Origin of the sequence: Streptosporangium sp. NBC_01469, from assembly GCF_036227305.1 — a bacterium.
GTDB lineage: Bacteria > Actinomycetota > Actinomycetes > Streptosporangiales > Streptosporangiaceae > Streptosporangium.
In genome coordinates this window covers 4,522,098-4,539,388 of the sequence record NZ_CP109465.1, presented here as the reverse complement: position 1 = coordinate 4,539,388, position 17,291 = coordinate 4,522,098, and the positions used below count along the sequence as shown (strand labels likewise).

The following is a 17,291-nucleotide window of genomic DNA, read 5'->3' as shown; positions in this document are numbered from 1 at the left end:
GTTAGAAGAGGTGTGAGAGAGGCCGACCGGGGTGAGGGGACACCGGAAGGCGGGCGTGACGGAAAGCGGAGAAGCGGGAGAGCGGGAGAGCGCGAGAGCAAGAGGGCGGGGACACGGGAGAGGCCGGAGAGCGGGAACACGGGACCCCGTGGGACGCGAGACCCCGTGGGGACGAGCGGAGCCGGCGAGGGCGAGCGGAGCCGGCGAGGGCGAGCGGAGCCGGCGAGGGCGAGCGGAGCCGGCGAGGGCGAGCGGAGCCGGCGAGGGCGACGCGGCGGGCAGACCGAAAACGAACGGCGATTTTACGGCGGCGGGCTCCATACCGTCCCCCACTGTTTTCGTGGAGGGTCCGCGCCGCGCAACGCAAAGTCAGCCGATCCGGGCGGGGTGGATTCGGGCTCGGTGAGCCCTGTCGTGGAGTTAGGGGCCCTATCACCGATTAATGTCCCTCTCATGAGGGATCGGTCATGTGTGCCCCGTTCCTGGGTGCCCATCGCGGCCGGTTACGCGGCGATGGCGATCGGCGTCCTGGACATCCTCAGGGCCGTGCTGCCCGCGTTCAGAAAAAGCCTGGTCGGCGAGCTCACCGGGTTCCTGCCCGGAACGTTCGCCTCGCTCGCCCAGGCGGTCTCGCTCGTCCTGGGCATCCTGATCGTCATGCTCGCCCACGGCCTCCGCCGCAGGAAGAACCGGGCCTGGCGGGCGGTGATGGTGCTCCTGCCGCTGAGCGCCCTCATGGAGTTCCTGCACTCGCACCATCCCTTCACCGCCATCCTCACCACGCCGGTCATCGCCCTGCTCGTGGCCAGGCAGCGCGAGTTCTACGCCCTCTCCGATCCCCGGACCCGCTGGCGGGCGCTGTGGAACCTCCTCGTCCTCCTCGTCCTGGACATCGGCCTCGGCTGGGTCGTGGTCAACGCCCACCCCAAGACGACCGTCGGTGACCCCAGCGCCGGAGAGCGGCTCCAGCACGTGCTGCTCGGCCTCATCGGGGTGGAGGGCCCGGTCAGGTACTCCTCGGAGCGGACCGCCGACCTGGTCTTCTACTCCCTCCTCGGGCTCGGCGCGCTCACCGCGGTGACCACCCTCTATCTCGCCCTGCGTCCGGAAAGGCCCGTGGCCGAACTTGACCCCCGGCAGGAGGAGACGGTCCGCGAGCTGCTCGCCCGGCACGGTGCCCGCGACTCGCTGGGCTACTTCGCGCTGCGCCGCGACAAGAGCGTCGTGTTCTCCCCGACGGGCAAGGCGGTGATCGCCTACCGCGTGGTCTCGGGGGTGATGCTCGCCAGCGGCGACCCCATCGGGGACGTCGAGGCGTGGCCGGGCGCGATCAGGCGGTTCCTGGAGGAGGCGGAGCGGCACGCCTGGGTACCCGCCGTGATCGGCTGCAGCGAGACGGGCGGCGAGGTCTGGACCAGGGAGGGACGCCTGTCCGCCCTGGAGATCGGTGACGAGGCCGTCATCGACGTCGCCGCCTTCACCCTTGAGGGCAGGACGATGCGCAACGTCCGGCAGATGGTGAACCGGGTGGAGCGCGCGGGCTACACCTGTCTCGTACGGCGGGTCGGGGACCTCACCGAGGCGGAGAAGGACAGGATCCGGTACGCCGCCGACTCCTGGCGCGGCACGGACACCGAGCGGGGCTTCTCCATGGCGCTCGGCCGTTTCGGCGACCCCGCCGACGCCGAATGCGTCGTCGTCACGGCGCACAGGCCCGCCGAGACCACCGGAAACGCCGTGGAGACCGCGGACGCCAAAAGCGGCGGGGCCGCGGCGGAGGGCGGGACCGGGCCGGGCGAGGACATCCACGCCGTCCTGCACTTCGTCCCCTGGGGGAGGAGCGGCATGTCCCTCGACCTGATGCGCCGCGACCACGACGCCGACCCGGGCCTCAACGACCTGCTGATCGTCAAGGCCCTGCAGGCGGCCCCGGCCCTCGGCGTGAGCGTGGTCTCGCTCAATTTCGCCATGTTCCGCGCCGCGCTCGCCAGGGGCGAGCGGCTGGGCGCGGGTCCGATCCTCCGTGCCTGGTACGTCCTCCTGGTCTTCCTGTCCAGGTGGTTCCAGATCGAGTCACTGTACCGGTTCAACGCGAAGTTCCAGCCACTGTGGAAACCCCGCTTCCTGGTCTATCCCGCGGTGCGGGACCTCCCTCGGATCGGCGTGTCGGCGCTCCAGGCGGAGGCCTTCATCTCCCTCTGCCTTCCCGGGATCGCCTCCCGCCGCCTCAGGATCCCCCGCCGGGCATCCCCCCGCACCTCACGCACTCCATGACCATGGGGACGCGGTGGCGCCGATGTTCGTAGAAACGGTGACCGAGCGCTGTCACGACGAGCACCCCGCCGAGCAGCAGAAGCATGAACGGCCCGTACTTCTCGTGCCCTATCAGGCCCATGACGAGATGGGCGATACCAGCGGCGACGATGATCGCGCCGACGTTGAGCAGTTCCCTGTTGAGCGTCCACCCCGAGGCGGATCGTTCCCGTTCCGTCTCACTCATGCGTCCAGGCTCACTACCGTCGGTTACAGTCCCCGACGGATCCCGTCACCATGATGTAAAACACGGAGCATCTTCCCGGGGCGGCGAACATTGTGAACCATGTGATCCGTCGGTGATCCATCGGAAAACAAACCCCCGCGCCGAGCGGTGACCGGCGAGGCCCCCGTCAGCCGCCGAGCCTGCGGAACGTACGCGTCGACAGGGGCAGGAAGACGGCGATCAGCAGCAGCGGCCAGAGCACCGCCATGAGCGTGGCGTGCTGCGCGACCCAGGATTCACCTCCCCAGCCGGGGTTGTCGAAGAGCCTCCTGGCGGCCGTGGCGGTGGCCGAGAGCGGGTTCCACTCCGCGATCGCCCCGAGCCAGCCGGGCATGGTGCCGGGGTCGACGAACACGCTGGACAGGAAGCCGACGGGCCAGACCAGGATCTGCACGGACGTCACCACCTCCGGCCCTCCCGCGACGAGGCCGATGAAGATCCCCACCCAGAGCAGGGCGAAGCGCAACAGCAGAAGCAGGCCCACGGCGGTCAGCGCCGCGGTCAGTCCTCCCCCGGCGCGCCATCCGAGCAGCAGCCCGGTCACGATCATGACGGCCAGCCCGACGACCGAGTTGAGCATGTCGGCGATCCCCCGGCCCATGACCACCGCGGAGGCGCTCATCGGCATGGAGCGGAACCGGTCGGTCACCCCTTTGGCCGCGTCGGTGGTGACCGCCATCATCGTGCTCTCCAGGCCGAAGAGCATCGTCATGGCGAACATGCCGGGGATCAGGAAGTCGAAGTAGTCCCCGCCGCCGGGGATGCCGATGGCGCCGCCGAACAGCCCGCCGAACATCAGCACCATCATGATCGGGAAGAACCACCCGAGGATGACCGGGCCCGGCTGCCGGACCCAGTGGTTCAGGTCGCGCAGGGTGACGGTCCAAGAGTCGGCCAGCGCCCAGCCGAACCGGGCCATCGGGGACCTGGCGGGCGGCGTCGCGGTCGTCGTGCTCACGGGGATACCTCCGTACCGGGAAACAGGGTCGTCGTGCTCGCGCGGGTGCCCGCGCCGGGGAGTGCGGTGCTCAAGCGGACGCCTGCGTACCCGCACGACGTCTCGGAGCACATGGTCTGGATCGGGAGCGCGGTGCTCAAGCGGACGCCTCCGTACGGGTGAGCGGGGCATCGGCCGGGAGCCGCGCCCCTTCCCCACCGCCCGTCAGGTGCAGGAACACCTCGTCGAGCGTGGGGCGGCGCAGCGTGATGTCGAGCGGCTCGATCCCGGCGTCGCCGAGCGCGGTCGCCATCGTGACGAGCGCCCGGGTGCGCTCGGCGACCGGGACGCTGACCCGGCGCGCCTCGGCGTCCACGTGGACCTCGCCGGACGCGACCCGCGCCGCGAGTGCCTCCGTCGCGGCCACGTCCGCCGGGTCGGCGAGGACGAGGTCGAGCCAGTCACCGCCGATGGCGGACTTCAGCTCCTCGGGGGTGCCCTCGGTGACGACCCGGCCCGCCCCGAGCATCGTGATCCGGTCGGCCAGCCGGTCCGCCTCCTCCAGGTACTGGGTGGTGAGCAGCACGGTCGTGCCGGAGCCGACCAGGTCGCGGATGGCCGCCCACACCTCCTGGCGGGCCGCCGGGTCGAGACCGGTGGTGGGCTCGTCCACGAAGAGCACCGGGGGCGCCACGATGAGGCTCGCCGCCAGGTCGAGCCGCCTGCGCATGCCGCCGGAGTATTTGCCGACCGGCCTGCCCCCGGTGTCGGCCAGCGAGAAGCGCTCCAGCAGTTCGTCGGCCCGCCTGCGCGCCCCGGCGGCGGAGAAGTGGTTCAGCCTGCCGAACATCACCAGGTTCTGCCGCCCGCTGAGGATCTCGTCGACCGCGGCGTACTGGCCGACCAGCCCGATCCGTTCGCGTACCTGCCGGGCCTGTGTCCGGACGTCGAACCCCGCGACGCTCGCCCGGCCCGAGTCGGGGCGCAGGAGCGTGGACAGGATTCGAATCGCCGTCGTCTTGCCCGCTCCGTTGGGACCGAGCAGGCCGCAGACCGTTCCGGCCGCCACCCGCAGGTCGAACCCGTTGAGACCCGTCCCCTCGGCGCCCGCGTAGTTCTTGTGCAGGCCATGCGCGGCGATCGCCACCGCGCCCTGCCCTGCCGCCTTCACATCCACTTGTTTCACCCTTCGCACCCGTCTTCCCATCTGGCATACCTGGACAATTCGCCCGACATCGACATGCCCATGAAGCGTATAGCGTACCGTACGCCGTACGACTCAGCTACGGTGGTCCCAACGCCGAGAATCTGGAGACTGTTCCCATGAGTGCGAAAAAAGTTTCCGACGCCGACCCGGCACGCAGCCTGGCGCTCCTGTGGGGATCACACAGCAAGGCGGGACGCTCCGGGTTGACAGTGCGCTCGATCGTCCTGGCGGCCATCGAGCTGGCCAACGCCGAGGGGCTCGACGCGGTCTCCATGCGGCACGTCGCCGAGCGGCTGGAGGTCGGGACCATGTCCCTCTACACCCACGTCCCCGGTAAGGGCGAGCTGGTCGACCTCATGATCGACACCGCGTACGGGGAGCTCTACGACGACGTGGACGCCCCGTCCCGGCAGCCCGGCGGGTGGCGGGGCGCGCTGGAGTTCATCGCCACCCGCAACTGGGACCTCTACCGGCGCAACCCGTGGATGCTGCAGATCATCGACGTCCGCTCCACGCTGGGGCCGAACGCGTCACTCAAGTACGAGGCCGAGCTGCGCCCGCTGGACGGCACCGGCCTGTCGGACGTCGAGATGGACTCCGTCCTGACCCTGGTGCTCAGCCACGTGGAGAGCACCGCCAGGGCCAAGGCCAACAAAGCCCGGATCCAGGAGGAGAGCGGGGTCACCGACGCCGAGTGGTGGCTGACCAACGCCCCGCTCCTCGACAAGATCATGGACGCCGGCCGGTTCCCCCTCGCCTCCCGCGTCGGCCAGGCGGCGGGAGAGGCCTACCAGTCCGTCTCCGACCCCACCCACTCCCTCGCCTTCGGGCTGGACCGCATCCTGGACGGAATCGCCGGCCTGATCGCGGGCCGGGATCGCCCGTAGCGCCGGCGGGCCACCGAAGACCGCGGCACGACGCGAGGACGGCGTGCCCGACGGCGCGCGGGGTGGCGTACGAGAACGGCGTGCCCGACGACGACGCGGGCGTGAACACAGCTCCGCGGGGATGTCCCGGCACGCCACCCCCAGATGGGAGCGTTCTCGTGGCGGCGCCGTCAGTGCGGTCGCCGTCAGTACAGCGGTCATCGGCACAGCGGCCGTCCGCGTGGTCACCGTCAGCGCGGTTACCGTCCGCGTGGTCACCGTCAGCGCGGCGGTCGTCAGCGGCGGCCATCAGCGCGGTGGCCGGAAACCGAAAAACCGGGGTGTGCGGGACGGGAACGCCCTCGGTAGCCGTTCCCGTCCCGCACACCCCGGCGGGCCGGTTTAGTAGTAACCGGTGCCCGTGATGGTCGCCGGCTGGTTGCCCAGGTTCTTCACCCGGTAGCGGATGCACTGGGTGGGCGGGGAGGTACTGGCCGCGACGTACGCGGCGTGGTCGTTGGCGGCGATCGGCACCGACCCGATGTACCTGCCGCGGCAGTTACCGATCTTGACCTTGACGGGCATGCTGTTTTCGTCGAGCTTGACCAGCACGTTTCCGTTGTACTGGGCCGCGGGGACAAGCTCGGGCGTGAGGAACACCTCCTCGCCGGGCTGAACCCTCGCGGCCAGGTTGACGTCGTCGGCGTGGGCGGGGGTGCCGGTCAGTGCGACGGCTCCGGCGGCCGCCAGGACCAACATCGAGGACAGGGCGCGCATCGAACGTCACTCTCCTTATTCGTCTCTGCCGATCCGTCCCTGCGGATCGGACGTGGAGACACTACGGAGAGTCATATCCAGGATGGATAACGAGGTGGGCGGGTCCGGGTAAAACTCCAGGGAGTGCCGGTTTTGTTTCCCCGGCACCGGGTGTCATAGGCGGCCAAAGTGTCACCGATGCCGTTGCCGTGAGTAATCACCGTGGATCGGACATAGGGCGAGGATCACCCGGCGAAAGCCCCGCGGGACGGGCGGAGCGGGTGCCGTCGTCACGTCGAGCGAAGCCGGGACCGGCAGCGGAACCAAGCGGGACCGCCAGAGGAACCGGACGGGACCGCCAGAGGGACCGAGCAGGACCCGCAGGGGGACCGAGCGGGACCGGCAGGGGGACCGAGCGGGACCGGACTATCGGGTGAGGAGCTTCTGGGCCTCGACGATCAGATCGATGTGGAGGCTGAGCTTGAGACCGTAGTAGACGATGGCGGTGGCGGTGATCGCGGCGACGAGGACGACCAGGATCTTGACCGTCCAGCCCTGACGGCCCAGCCAGCCCGTCCAGGCCGACAGGGTCCGCTTGCCGAACTCCAGCACCCGGTGGGCCCAGTGGAACTCGGTGGCCAGCACCGCCAGCCCCGCGAAGACGACCAGCCAGCCCGGACCGGGGAAGGGCACCATGATCAGGCCGCCGATGACCAGCACGGCGCCGATGGCACCGATAACGATCTTCAGGGTGAGGCGGCCCGCGCGGGTGGACCTGACGCCGTCGAGCCAGCCGTGGATGCCGGACCGCTCGGCCGCCGCGTCCTTCAGCGCGTCGGCGTCGCCCGTCTCACCCCGGACGCCGCCGAGGCCGTTCTCGCCCCGCACGCCGCCGGTCTCAGACGGCTGCCCGGTCGCGCCGTGAGGCTCGCGCACCCCATCTGAGATCGTCATGTTCTCTCCAGGACAGTCGGTTTCTTCCACAATAGGCTCTGCTGGGCGGCCGGGCCCCGCCGACGCCCCCAGATCATCCTCAAGGCGGAGGGCCGGGGTCCGCCGGGGGGAGTCACGAGACCACCCGGACGGTCCCGCCGCACCCGTTCGGGGCACGGCGGGACCATTCGGGCTCAGGCGGTCCCGCGGTTCTCGCGGGACACCCCGGGTTTCGGGCGAGGTGCCCGCCCGCCGTCAGGAACGTCAGGAACCTCAGGAAGCGGTGCAGGTGACGGTGAACGGGACGCCGTTGGTACCGGTCCAGGAGGCACCGAAGCCGAACGCCGTGGAGGCCCCGGCGGCCAGGGCTCCGTTCCAGCCCGCGTTCCGCACGGTGACGTCGGCACCGGTCTGGGTGTGGGTGCCGCTCCAGAGCTGGGTGATCGTCTGGCCGTTCGGGAACGACCACCTGACCGTCCAGCCGGTGGTCGCCGAGGTGCCGGTGTTCCGTACCGTCACCTCACCCTGGAAGCCGCCCTGCCAGGAGTTCGACACCCTGTAAGCCGCGGTGCAGCCGCCGCCGGGTGACGGCCCCGTGAGGGTCCTGAGGGTGACCGGGCTGGAGGCGGGCGAGCTGTTCCCCGCCCCGTCGCGGGCGATCACGTAGAAGGTGTACGAGGTGTCCGGGGTGAGCCCGGTGAGCGCGAACGACGCCGAGGTGGGCGAGCCGACCCTGACGTCCGTCGCCCCCGCCTCGCGGTAGACGTCGTAGCCGCTGACCCCGACGGCGTCCGTCGAGGCCGTCCAGGCCAGCGTCGCCCCCGACGAGGTGATCGCCGAGGCGGCCGGGGTGCCCGGTCTGGTCGGCGGGACGGTGTCGGGGGGCGGGACGGTCCCGCCGTTGTCGGCGTACAGGATGCCGCGGCCGTTGGTGCCGAGGTAGACGCGGCCGTAGACGCGCGGGTCGCCGGTGACGGCCTCGCCCGCGTTGCCGTACTGGTGCCTGTCGTCGTTGATCCTGACCCAGCTCGCGCCGGTGTCGTCGGAGCGGAAGACGCCGGTCACGCCGCCGATCGTGGCGACGGTGTACAGCGCCTGGTAGCCCCCGGCGGAGGCGGATCTGCCGAACCCGATGTTGACGGCGCTCGTGACGCCGGACAGCTTGGTGAACGACGCGCCGCCGTTGGTGGAGTGCCAGATGCCCGAGGCCGCGCCCGTGTCACCGGCGGGGCCGGCCAGCCAGATGTCGCCCTCGCGGCCGGGTACGGCCTTGAACTTGACGTTGCCCTCGGCGGGCAGCCCGGTCGCGGCGGTGGCCGCGAAGGAGGCGCCGCCGTTGGTGCTGGCGTAGAACCTTCCGGCGCTGAAGCCGTAGAACCTGCCGGGGTTCACCCGGTCGGACTCGACCACGGCTCCCGCCGGGAGTCCGGTGGAGGCGGTCCAGGAGTTGCCGTAGCCGACCGAGTGGTGCACGCCCACGCCCTTGGGCGCCCAGACGAACCGGGAGCCGTCGGCCGCGGCTGCGATCGTGCCGCCCTCGTTGATCCCGCCGGGCTCGGTGCCCTGGAACCAGTTGGCGCCGCCGTCGGTGGAGAACGCGGCGTGGCTGTCGGCGGGCCGGTCGGAGTCGGTGAAGTTGCCCGCGCGGACCATGACGGCCGGGTTGGTCTCGGCGTAGTCGAGGCTGGTCGTCGAGGTGAAGTTCGGCGAGGTGAACATCATGGGCGGTACGGCGTCGAGGTTGGTGTGCCGGAAGCCGCCGATGTCGCCCAGCCCGCTGACCAGCGGGGCGCCCGACGGCGGGCTGATCAGGTCGAGGACGGCTGTCTCCTCGAGCCCCTTGACCATGGGCCTGATGGTGAGCTTGCCGCCGGTGTCCCACTTCTTGAGATCCTCGGTGCCGTAGAGGGTGGCGCCGGTGCCGTACATCATCCGGTCGCCGTCGAAGGGGTCGATCTCCAGCGACTCGGTCATCCAGCCGAGCTTGGGCGTCGTCTCCGGTGGCTGCGGGTTGGCCCCGAAGCTCAGCCACGGCGAGGAGGAGACGTCCATCGTGTAGCGGAGGCTGCGGTTCGGGTAGGAGGTGAAGTCCCAGATGCGGGTCCAGGTCGCGCCGGAGTCGGTGGACCTGAAGAAGATCACGTCCGGCCACCAGGAGATCTGGGTGGCGACCATGATCGTGCCGGGGTTCTGCCGGTCGATCGTGAGGCCGCTGTAGCCGAAGTAGTCGTCGGCCGAGCTGGACGGGACCGGGCTGATCCGGGTCCAGGCCCCGGTGGTGGTGTCAAGCTTCCACACGTCGCCCTTGGCGCCGTCGTACGGGCCGCCGGTGTCGCTGGTGGCGATGTAGAGCGTGTGGTTGACGTGGTCGAGCACGCCCTTGTGCGCGATGTAGCCGGTGGGCTGCCCGGCGACCCTGCTCCAGGTGGTCCCGCCGTTCGAGGAGCTGTAGACGGTGTTCTCCTTGTCGGCGACGCCCACGTAGATCTTCTGCGTCGCGTTCCCCGCGGTCGCCGAGGTCGGGTCGAAGGTCACCCAGACCACGCCGGGGCGGTGGCTGAGGTAGCCGTTGGGGTCGGAGGGGTCCTGCGCGTAGTTTCCCGGGTTGGGGAAGCTCGCGACCTTGGCCCAGGTCACGCCCTTGTCTGTGCTGCGCCACAGGCCGTTGCCGTCGGGCGCGCCGAGGTAGACGACGCTGTTCCTGTTGGGGTCGACGGCCAGGCGCTCTCCCATCCCCCGGCCCGGCATGTTGCCACCGAGCTTGAACGGCAGCGGTGTGGCCTGCCAGGTCGCGCCCTTGTCGGCGGAGCGCAGGACGGCCCCGTTGTTGGGGTCCCAGCTGTTGGTGTACATCCCGGCGGCGACGTAGACCCGGTTGGTCTCCACCGGGTCGGTGGCCAGGCTGACCACGCCGTTGTAGCCCCACCTGTCCCAGCCGACCCAGTCGAGCAGCGGGGTCCAGCTCTTGCTCGCCTGCTCCCAGCGGTACGCGCCGCCGATGTCGGTACGGGCGTAGATCAGGTTTCTCTCGGTCTGGTTGAAGACGATCCCCGGCACGAACCCGCCGCCGTCGATCCTGACGTTCTTCCACTCGTACGGGTCGGCGGCGGCCGTGGAACCGGTCCCGGTCACCATGGTCCCCGTCCCTGTCCCCGTCCCCGTCACGGCCTCGGACGCGGACGCCTGGGCGCTTCCGCCCCCGACGGCGGCGCCGACCGACGCGCACGCCACCGCCACGGCGGCGAGCATGCTGAACAGCCTTCTTCGCATGTACGGCTTCCCTTCGCAATGCAACGGACAAACCGCCATGCACGATCAGGTGACGGGACCCTGACCTTCGACCGCCCATGATGCGCGTGCATGAACGCCCAGAGATTCACATGCCGGACCCCGGGCCGTCAATAGTTTGAATAGACAACTAACAAACTCGTGGCGAATCACGGCGCACGGCCCCGCCGCCTTCGCCGCGCCGCCGTCCCGCACCCGGGGACCCCGCTGGAGCAAGCACGGAGAGCCTCACACCTCACAGGGGGCGCAGCTCTCCCGGGGAGGGAGCATCAGGCGCGAGCCCGGCCCCCTCGCGGCGGCCACGTCGTCGGGGTTGGCCAGCGCGCAGCGGTCCAGCGAGAGGCAGCCGCAGGCGATGCAGTCGGTCAGGCCGTGCCGGAGCCGTTCGAGCTGCCTGATGCGGTCGTCGAGCTCGTCCTGCCACATCGTCGAGAGCCTCGCCCAGTCCTCCCTGGTGGGGGTGCGCTCGTCGGGGAGGGCGGACAGCGCCCCCTGGATCTTCTTGAGCGGGATCCCGACCCGCTGGGAGACCCTGATGAAGGCGATCCTGCGGAGCGTGTCGCGGGAAAAACGACGCTGGTTGCCCGCGGTGCGGCGACTGCGGATCAGGCCCTTGGCCTCGTAGAAGTGCAGGGCGGAGACCGCGACCCCGCTGCGTGAGGAGAGCTGGCCGACGGTCATCTCCGGATTGTTGGGCATGCGCCAGTCTAACTTGACCTCAATCAATATTGAGGTTACAGAGTGGGGCATGACATTCACGAAGGCGGAGCTCACCTATCTCGAAGGCCAGCGCCTGGGCCGCCTGGCCACCACGGGCCCCGGCGGCTCCCTGCAGAACAGCCCGACCGGTTTCCGCGTCGACACCGAGACCGGCGTCGTCGACATCTACGGCCGCGCGATGGGCACCACCAGGAAGTTCCACAACGTCCGGACGAATCCGCAGGTGGCCTTCGTGGTGGACGACGTCGCCTCCACCGATCCCTGGCGGGTCAGGGGCGTGGAGATCCGGGGCGAGGCCGAGGCCGTCGAGGACCACGAGCCGTCCTCCCCGCACCTCAGCCGGCAGATCATCCGCATCCACCCCCGGCGGATCATCTCCTGGGGCGTCGACCCTGCCCAGGAGGGCATGAAGGGCCGCGACGTCTGACCCCGTATCCTCAGGGGCGTTTCCCGGCCGGGAAAACCGATCAGGCAGGAATGACGCATGACGAGAACACTGGTGCTGGGTGGCGGAGGCGTGGCGGGCATCGCCTGGGAGGCGGGGATCATCACCGGTCTGCGCCGGGCGGGCATAGAGCTGGGAGAGGCGGAGCTGGTCGTCGGCACCTCCGCCGGGTCGGTGGTCGGGACGCTCGTCGCCACCGAGGTCGACCTGGAGGGCTCGGTCGCCGTCCAGGCGGACGCCGAGGCCGCGACCGCCTTCACCATCGACACGGAGGCGGTCATGGCCGCCTTCGGCGTGCTCCACGACCCGTCCCTGGAGCCACAGGAGGCCCGGCGCCGGGTCGGCCAGATGGCTCTGGGGGTGAAGGACACCGGCGCCAGGATCGAGACGGTCGGCAGCCGGCTGCCCGTCAAGGAGTGGCCGGAGCGCCGCCTGCTGATCACCGCCGTCGACGCGAGGACCGGCGAGTTCGTGGTCTGGGAGCGCGGATCGGGGGTGCCACTGGTGTCGGCGGTCGCCTCCAGCTGCGCGGTCCCGTGCGTGTTCCCGCCGGTGGAGATCGGCGGGCGCCGCTACATGGACGGCGGGGTCCGCTCGGTGACGAACGCCGACCTGGCGGCGGGCAGCTCCGCCGTGGTCCTCCTGGAGCCGCTGGCGCACGTCTCGCCGAGGGACCGCCTCGAGGCCGAGCTCGCCGAACTGGGTGACGCCACGATCGCCCACGTCGTCCCGGACGAGGCGTCGATCGCCGTGTTCGGCGCCAACGTCCTCGACCCGGCCCTGTGGCGCCCCGCCTTCCAGGCCGGTCTCGCCCAGGCGCCCGCCGTCGCGGAGAGCGTGGCCAGGGCCTGGAAGGACTGAGACCGGCGTGAGCGGGAGGCGGGCCCGCGACAGGGTTCACGGTGAGGCTCACGGCGGGGTTCCCGACGCGGTCCACGGCGGGACTCACGACGGGGTTCCCGACGGGGTTCACGGCGGGACTCACGACGGGGTTCCCAACGGGGTTCCCGAAGCGATTCATGGTGAGGTCCACGACGGGGTTTCCGACGCGGTTCACGGTGAGATCCACAGCGGGACTCACGACAGGGTTTCCGAGGGGGGCCACGGTGGAGCGGGCGTGGGCGGGGTGGCGCCGCTGTGGGTGGTGAGCGGGCCGCCGGGAGCGGGGAAGTCGACCGTGGCGGCGGCACTGCTGGCACTGCTCGACCCGGTTCCCGCGCTGCTCGACAAGGACACCCTCTACGGCGGCTTCGTCGCGGCCACCCTCCGCGCCCACGGCCGCGACGACGGGGAACGCGAGGGGCCCTGGTACGACGAGCACATCAAGCGGTACGAATACGAGGGGCTGACCGAGGTCACCCGGCAGGTCCGCTCCCACGGCTGCCCGGTGATGCTGGAGGGCCCCTTCACCACCCAGGTGCACGACGCGGCGGTGTGGGAGCGCTGGGTCGGGCGGCTGGGCGGGCCACCCGTACATCTCCTCTGGGTCCGCTCGGACGGCCCGGCGCTGCGAGCCCGGCTGGAGGGCAGGGGGCTGGCGAGGGACGCGGGCAAGCTCGGCCGCTTCGAGGACTACCTGCGGGCCATCAGGGTGGACGAACCGCCCGTCGTGCCCCACGACGAGATCGACAACCGCCCCGGTGCCCCCTCGCTCACGTCACAGCTGGAACGGCTCGTCACCTCCCGGGGCACCGCCCGCGCGTAGCCCCCGGCTCTCCTGCGCGCGTGGTCCCACGACGGCCGGGGAGCGGGATCACGGGACCTGGAAGCGGTCGTCCCTGGCGTCGGTGATCGCCATGTGGCCGGGGAGGTGGCCGATGGCGAAGGACACCCCGCTCGCCATGACGGCCGCCTGCGGCGTCACCCCGCAGGCCCAGAAGACCGGGATCTCCCCCGCCTGCACCTCGACGGGGTCGCCGAAGTCGGGAACGCCCAGATCGGCGATCCCGATCTCGCCGGGGTCGCCGACGTGGACCGGCGCCCCGTGCACGGCCGGATACCTCGCGGTCACCCGTACGGCGGCCGGGACCAGGGAGGCCGGGACCGGGCGCATCGAGACGACCAGCGGGCCGCTCAGCGATCCCGCGGGACGGCAGGCGATCGAGGTGAGGTACATGGGCACGTTCGTCCCCGCCTCGATGTGCCGCACCGGGACCCCGGCCCTCAGCAGCGCGTCCTCGAAGGTGAAGCTGCAACCCAGCAGGAAGGCGACCAGGTCGTCCCGCCAGGCGTCGCGAACGTCGCCGACGTCGGCCACGGCCCTGCCGTCCTCGTAGACGCGGTAGGCGGGCAGGTCGGTGCGGAGGTCGCCGCCGAACAGGGCGGTGCTCACCGCGCCGGGGTCGCCGACGTCCAGGACGGGACAGGCGACGGGGTTGCGCTGGGCGAACAGGAGCAGGTCGTAGGCGAGCTCGCGGGGCACGGCGAGCAGGTTGGCCTGGGTCCAGCCCCGGCACCACCCGGCGGTGGGCGTCCGCAGCCCCTCCCTGAAGTGGCTCCGGGCCCGTTCGGGGGTGAGCGCCGCTACGTCCATCGGCGGATCATAACCCCGGCCCCGGCCTCGGCCCAGCGTCCCTCGCCCGCGCGGGGATACGGCTGCCGGATAACGGCGGCTCCGGCAGCCGAAACACCGGCGAAACCCCAGTTCCGAGAATCTCGAATGTCGGACACCGCTGTCAGGGCTCGGCACGGGGAAGTGGGCGCTCTCTAGATGAGACGGCCGAGAAGGCACTAGCGGTCATCCATAAATGCCATATTTACAGGGCCTAAATCATTTTTGGAACGATTCGACAAAATTGAGTCATATTTCATGACAAGTTTGCATTGCGGGTATAACGTCCCGGCCTTACGTTCCCGGTATGGATCTCGAGCTCCGACACCTCAAGATCGTGCGCGCGGTGGCACAGGCCGGCAGCGTCACCAAGGCCGCCACCCACCTCGGCCTGGCCCAACCCGCGCTGACGGCGCAGCTCAAACGGATAGAGCGGGTTCTCGGGGGAGCTCTTTTCGAACGCGACCACAACGGTGCCAGGCCCACGCCCCTGGGGCAGCTGGTCCTGTCACGTGCGCTGGTGCTGCTGCCCGCGGCCCGCGAACTCCAGGAGGAGGCACTCCGATTCGCCAACGCGAACGCAGACATCCCCAGCTACCGGCTGGGCGCCACCAACGGGCCGATACTCGGCGGTCTGATGGACCGTCTCGCCACAGCCTGGCCGTCCACCCCGGTGAGCACCCACACCTCCTGGTCCGCGAGGGAGCTCACCGCCATGGTGATGCTGGGCCGGATCGACTTCGCGTTCATCGGCGCCTGCGGGGAGAGCCCGCCGCCGGTGGAGGGTCCCGTGGTGTGGTCGACCGTGGGAACCGACCCGGTCTTCGTGCTGCTCAACGAGGACCATCCGCTGGTGGACAGGAAGGAGGTGGAGCTCGCGGAGCTGGCCGACGAGCAGTGGACGGTCACCCCCGGCGACAGTTGCTTCGGCGACTGCTTCGCCACGGCCTGCGCCCGCGCCGGCTTCACCCCCAAGACCATCTACGAGACCGACGTGGCCACCTGCATGCATCTGGCCAAGGTCGGCCGCGCCGCCGCGCTGTGCCAGGCGACCTTCCAGCCCGCCGAGGGACTGAAGCTGGTACCGCTCGCGGGAGCTCCGCTGCGCTGGCGGCAGCTGCTCGGCTGGCATCCGGAGGCGTCCAGCGCCGCGGTCGCGACGTCGATCTTCGAGCACGCGAAGGCCGCGCATTCCGACGCGGTCGGACGGAGCAGACGGTACGCCGCGTGGCTGGCCGAGAATCCCGGACTGGGCACCTCTCCATAACGTGACGGTATGGGACATTCGGTAGAGGCGCGCCTCATGTGCACACCGTTACGTTGACGGCACCCCCCACATGAGGAGAGAACCACATGCTCCGCAGAAGTGCCGTGACAGCGGGTTTCGCGCTCGCTGTCGCGATGGTGGCCACCCCCGCCACCGCCGCCCACCAGGGACCTGGCGAGACCGCCGCCGCCCCGTACACCCTCGCCGAGGCCCGGACACTGGTGGAGGCCACCGCCAAGCCGTCTCCGGGCCTGGTCGACGCCATCCGGCGCGACCTCGGCGGCACCGGTGAGCAGGCCGCGGCCCGACTGATCAACGAGGCCGCCGCCGCCAAGGTCGAGCCCGCCCTCCGCGGGCAGCTCGGCACCTCCTTCGCCGGATCCTGGGTGACGGGTGCCACCTCCAACCTGGTGATCGCCACCAGCGACTCCACCAAGGTCGCCTCGCTCGCCAGGTCGGGCGCGGAGGTCAAACTCGTCAAGAACTCGCTGGCCACGCTCGACACGGCCAAGGAGCGGCTCGACCAGCTCGTGGCCTCCGCGCCGAAGTCGGTCCCGTCCTGGTACGTCGACGTGCGGAGCAACAGCGTCGTCGTGCTGGCCGGTGACGTCGCCGAGGCACAGGCGTTCGTGGACGGCAGCGGCGTGGACAGGGCGCTGGTCCGTGTCGAGGCCTCTCAGGAGAAGCCCAAGCCGCTCTACGACGTGCGCGGCGGCGACGCCTTCTACATGGGCGGCCGCTGCTCGGTCGGCTTCTCGGTCACCCGCGGCAGCCAGGGCGGCTTCGCCACCGCCGGCCACTGCGGCACGCCCGGCACCGCCACCCAGGGCTACAACCAGGTCGCCCAGGGCACCTTCCAGGGCTCGTCCTTCCCCGGCAACGACTACGCGTGGGTCGCGGTCAACTCCAACTGGACCCCGACCGGCGTGGTGAACGGCTACAGCGCGGGCATCCTCCCGGTGACCGGCTCCACCCAGCAGGTCGTGGGCAGCTCCATCTGCCGCTCCGGCTCCACCACCCAGTACCGCTGCGGCACCATCAGCCAGCACAACACGAGCGTCACCTACCCCGAGGGCACCATCACCGGCCTGACCCGCACCACCGTGTGCGCCGAGCCCGGCGACTCCGGCGGCTCCTACATCTCCGGCAGCCAGGCCCAGGGCGTCACCTCCGGCGGCTCCGGCAACTGCAGCGTCGGCGGCACCACCTACCACCAGCCGATCAACGAGATCCTCTCGGTGTACGGGCTCACCCTGGTGACCAACGGGACCCCGCCGCCCACCGGCTGCAGCGGCTACCAGAGCTCCTACACCGGCTCGCTGACGTCCAACGCCAACGCCTACCAGCCCGGCACCTCCGGCTACAGCGCCGCCTCGGGCGTCCACCGCGTCTGCCTGGACGGCCCCAACGGCACCGACTACGACGCCTACCTGCAGAAGCTGAGCGGCTCCACCTGGACGAACGTGGCCAGCGGAACCTCCGCCAACCCGGATGAGGCCTTCACCTACAACGGCACCGCGGGCACCTACCGCGTGCGGGTGCACGCCTACAGCGGCTCCGGCTCCTACACCCTCGGCCTGACCAGGCCGTAAGGGTCTCCCGGCCGGACCCGACCGGGTCCGGCCGGGCACACGCCGGGCACCGGGACCGGGGCGGTCGCACCTCCCGAGCGGACCCCGGAAAGGTGCCCCGAGACCAGGCCGGTCCGCCGCCCCCGCGGACCGGCCACCCCCGCCGCCCTCCCCGCCACGAGCTTGTGCGAGCTCCTGGACGGGAGGGCGG

15 protein-coding genes are annotated in these 17,291 nt (G+C 70.7%); 7 read left to right on the top strand and 8 right to left on the bottom strand.

Annotated elements, in window-relative coordinates; all coding sequences use genetic code 11:
- The first annotated feature begins 471 nt into the window (after window positions 1-471).
- Window positions 472-2,274, top strand: a complete 1,803-nt coding sequence (locus OG587_RS20240; protein ID WP_329092548.1) for a phosphatidylglycerol lysyltransferase domain-containing protein — start codon at window positions 472-474, stop codon at window positions 2,272-2,274.
- On the opposite strand, the gene OG587_RS20235 is transcribed toward OG587_RS20240, so the two are convergent.
- The 3 genes from OG587_RS20235 to OG587_RS20225 all read right to left on the bottom strand — a co-directional run bounded on the left by OG587_RS20235 (window position 2,228) and on the right by OG587_RS20225 (window position 4,653).
- Complete coding sequence (locus OG587_RS20235; protein ID WP_329092547.1) at window positions 2,228-2,500, bottom strand: hypothetical protein; 273 nt, start codon at window positions 2,498-2,500, stop codon at window positions 2,228-2,230. The genes OG587_RS20240 and OG587_RS20235 overlap by 47 nt on opposite strands.
- Window positions 2,501-2,666: 166 nt before the next feature.
- Window positions 2,667-3,497, bottom strand: a complete 831-nt coding sequence (locus tag OG587_RS20230; RefSeq protein WP_329092545.1) for an ABC transporter permease — start codon at window positions 3,495-3,497, stop codon at window positions 2,667-2,669.
- Between the two features lie 136 nt (window positions 3,498-3,633).
- Window positions 3,634-4,653 (bottom strand): ATP-binding cassette domain-containing protein, encoded by a 1,020-nt coding sequence (locus OG587_RS20225; protein ID WP_443075593.1) that lies wholly within the window; start codon window positions 4,651-4,653, stop codon window positions 3,634-3,636.
- A 146-nt stretch (window positions 4,654-4,799) separates the two neighbouring features.
- Between OG587_RS20225 and OG587_RS20220 the strand changes: the two genes are divergently transcribed.
- On the top strand, window positions 4,800-5,570 hold the full coding sequence (locus tag OG587_RS20220) for a TetR/AcrR family transcriptional regulator (RefSeq protein ID WP_329092543.1): 771 nt from the start codon (window positions 4,800-4,802) through the stop codon (window positions 5,568-5,570).
- 381 nt (window positions 5,571-5,951) lie between these two features.
- On the opposite strand, the gene OG587_RS20215 is transcribed toward OG587_RS20220, so the two are convergent.
- The 4 genes from OG587_RS20215 to soxR all read right to left on the bottom strand — a co-directional run bounded on the left by OG587_RS20215 (window position 5,952) and on the right by soxR (window position 11,225).
- Window positions 5,952-6,326 (bottom strand): hypothetical protein, encoded by a 375-nt coding sequence (locus tag OG587_RS20215; protein ID WP_329092541.1) that lies wholly within the window; start codon window positions 6,324-6,326, stop codon window positions 5,952-5,954.
- Between the two features lie 405 nt (window positions 6,327-6,731).
- Window positions 6,732-7,259, bottom strand: coding sequence for a TIGR02611 family protein (locus OG587_RS20210; protein WP_329092539.1), 528 nt, complete (start codon window positions 7,257-7,259; stop codon window positions 6,732-6,734).
- A 252-nt stretch (window positions 7,260-7,511) separates the two neighbouring features.
- Entirely contained in the window at window positions 7,512-10,508 is a 2,997-nt protein-coding gene (locus OG587_RS20205; RefSeq protein ID WP_329092537.1) for a cellulose binding domain-containing protein, read from the bottom strand.
- Between the two features lie 246 nt (window positions 10,509-10,754).
- Window positions 10,755-11,225 (bottom strand): redox-sensitive transcriptional activator SoxR, encoded by a 471-nt coding sequence (soxR, locus tag OG587_RS20200; RefSeq protein ID WP_329092534.1) that lies wholly within the window; start codon window positions 11,223-11,225, stop codon window positions 10,755-10,757.
- Window positions 11,226-11,274: 49 nt separating this feature from the next.
- On the opposite strand from soxR, the gene OG587_RS20195 reads away from it, so the two are divergent.
- The 3 genes from OG587_RS20195 to OG587_RS20185 all read left to right on the top strand — a co-directional run bounded on the left by OG587_RS20195 (window position 11,275) and on the right by OG587_RS20185 (window position 13,396).
- Window positions 11,275-11,673 (top strand): PPOX class F420-dependent oxidoreductase, encoded by a 399-nt coding sequence (locus OG587_RS20195; RefSeq protein WP_329092532.1) that lies wholly within the window; start codon window positions 11,275-11,277, stop codon window positions 11,671-11,673.
- Window positions 11,674-11,730: 57 nt separating this feature from the next.
- On the top strand, window positions 11,731-12,552 hold the full coding sequence (locus tag OG587_RS20190; protein ID WP_329092530.1) for a patatin-like phospholipase family protein: 822 nt from the start codon (window positions 11,731-11,733) through the stop codon (window positions 12,550-12,552).
- Between the two features lie 256 nt (window positions 12,553-12,808).
- Window positions 12,809-13,396, top strand: a complete 588-nt coding sequence (locus OG587_RS20185; RefSeq protein WP_443075592.1) for an AAA family ATPase — start codon at window positions 12,809-12,811, stop codon at window positions 13,394-13,396.
- A gap of 48 nt (window positions 13,397-13,444) precedes the next feature.
- On the opposite strand, the gene OG587_RS20180 is transcribed toward OG587_RS20185, so the two are convergent.
- The gene (locus tag OG587_RS20180; RefSeq protein ID WP_329092528.1) at window positions 13,445-14,224 is read right to left on the bottom strand and encodes a putative hydro-lyase; all 780 of its coding nucleotides are present in this window, start codon (window positions 14,222-14,224) and stop codon (window positions 13,445-13,447) included.
- Window positions 14,225-14,549: 325 nt separating this feature from the next.
- On the opposite strand from OG587_RS20180, the gene OG587_RS20175 reads away from it, so the two are divergent.
- Together OG587_RS20175 and OG587_RS20170 are read left to right on the top strand one after the other, a co-directional pair.
- The gene (locus tag OG587_RS20175) at window positions 14,550-15,509 is read left to right on the top strand and encodes a LysR family transcriptional regulator (protein WP_329092526.1); all 960 of its coding nucleotides are present in this window, start codon (window positions 14,550-14,552) and stop codon (window positions 15,507-15,509) included.
- 86 nt (window positions 15,510-15,595) lie between these two features.
- Window positions 15,596-17,101 (top strand): S1 family peptidase, encoded by a 1,506-nt coding sequence (locus tag OG587_RS20170; RefSeq protein ID WP_329092524.1) that lies wholly within the window; start codon window positions 15,596-15,598, stop codon window positions 17,099-17,101.
- Window positions 17,102-17,291: the final 190 nt, after the last annotated feature.

Coding starts and splice junctions, on each gene's coding strand:
- OG587_RS20235 (WP_329092547.1), bottom strand. CDS start 2,500: ATGAGTGAGACGGAACGGGAACGATCCGCCTCGGGGTGGACGCTCAAC.
- OG587_RS20220 (WP_329092543.1), top strand. CDS start 4,800: ATGAGTGCGAAAAAAGTTTCCGACGCCGACCCGGCACGCAGCCTGGCG.
- OG587_RS20215 (WP_329092541.1), bottom strand. CDS start 6,326: ATGCGCGCCCTGTCCTCGATGTTGGTCCTGGCGGCCGCCGGAGCCGTC.
- OG587_RS20210 (WP_329092539.1), bottom strand. CDS start 7,259: ATGACGATCTCAGATGGGGTGCGCGAGCCTCACGGCGCGACCGGGCAG.
- OG587_RS20205 (WP_329092537.1), bottom strand. CDS start 10,508: ATGCGAAGAAGGCTGTTCAGCATGCTCGCCGCCGTGGCGGTGGCGTGC.
- soxR (WP_329092534.1), bottom strand. CDS start 11,225: ATGCCCAACAATCCGGAGATGACCGTCGGCCAGCTCTCCTCACGCAGC.
- OG587_RS20195 (WP_329092532.1), top strand. CDS start 11,275: ATGACATTCACGAAGGCGGAGCTCACCTATCTCGAAGGCCAGCGCCTG.
- OG587_RS20190 (WP_329092530.1), top strand. CDS start 11,731: ATGACGAGAACACTGGTGCTGGGTGGCGGAGGCGTGGCGGGCATCGCC.
- OG587_RS20180 (WP_329092528.1), bottom strand. CDS start 14,224: ATGGACGTAGCGGCGCTCACCCCCGAACGGGCCCGGAGCCACTTCAGG.
- OG587_RS20175 (WP_329092526.1), top strand. CDS start 14,550: ATGGATCTCGAGCTCCGACACCTCAAGATCGTGCGCGCGGTGGCACAG.
- OG587_RS20170 (WP_329092524.1), top strand. CDS start 15,596: ATGCTCCGCAGAAGTGCCGTGACAGCGGGTTTCGCGCTCGCTGTCGCG.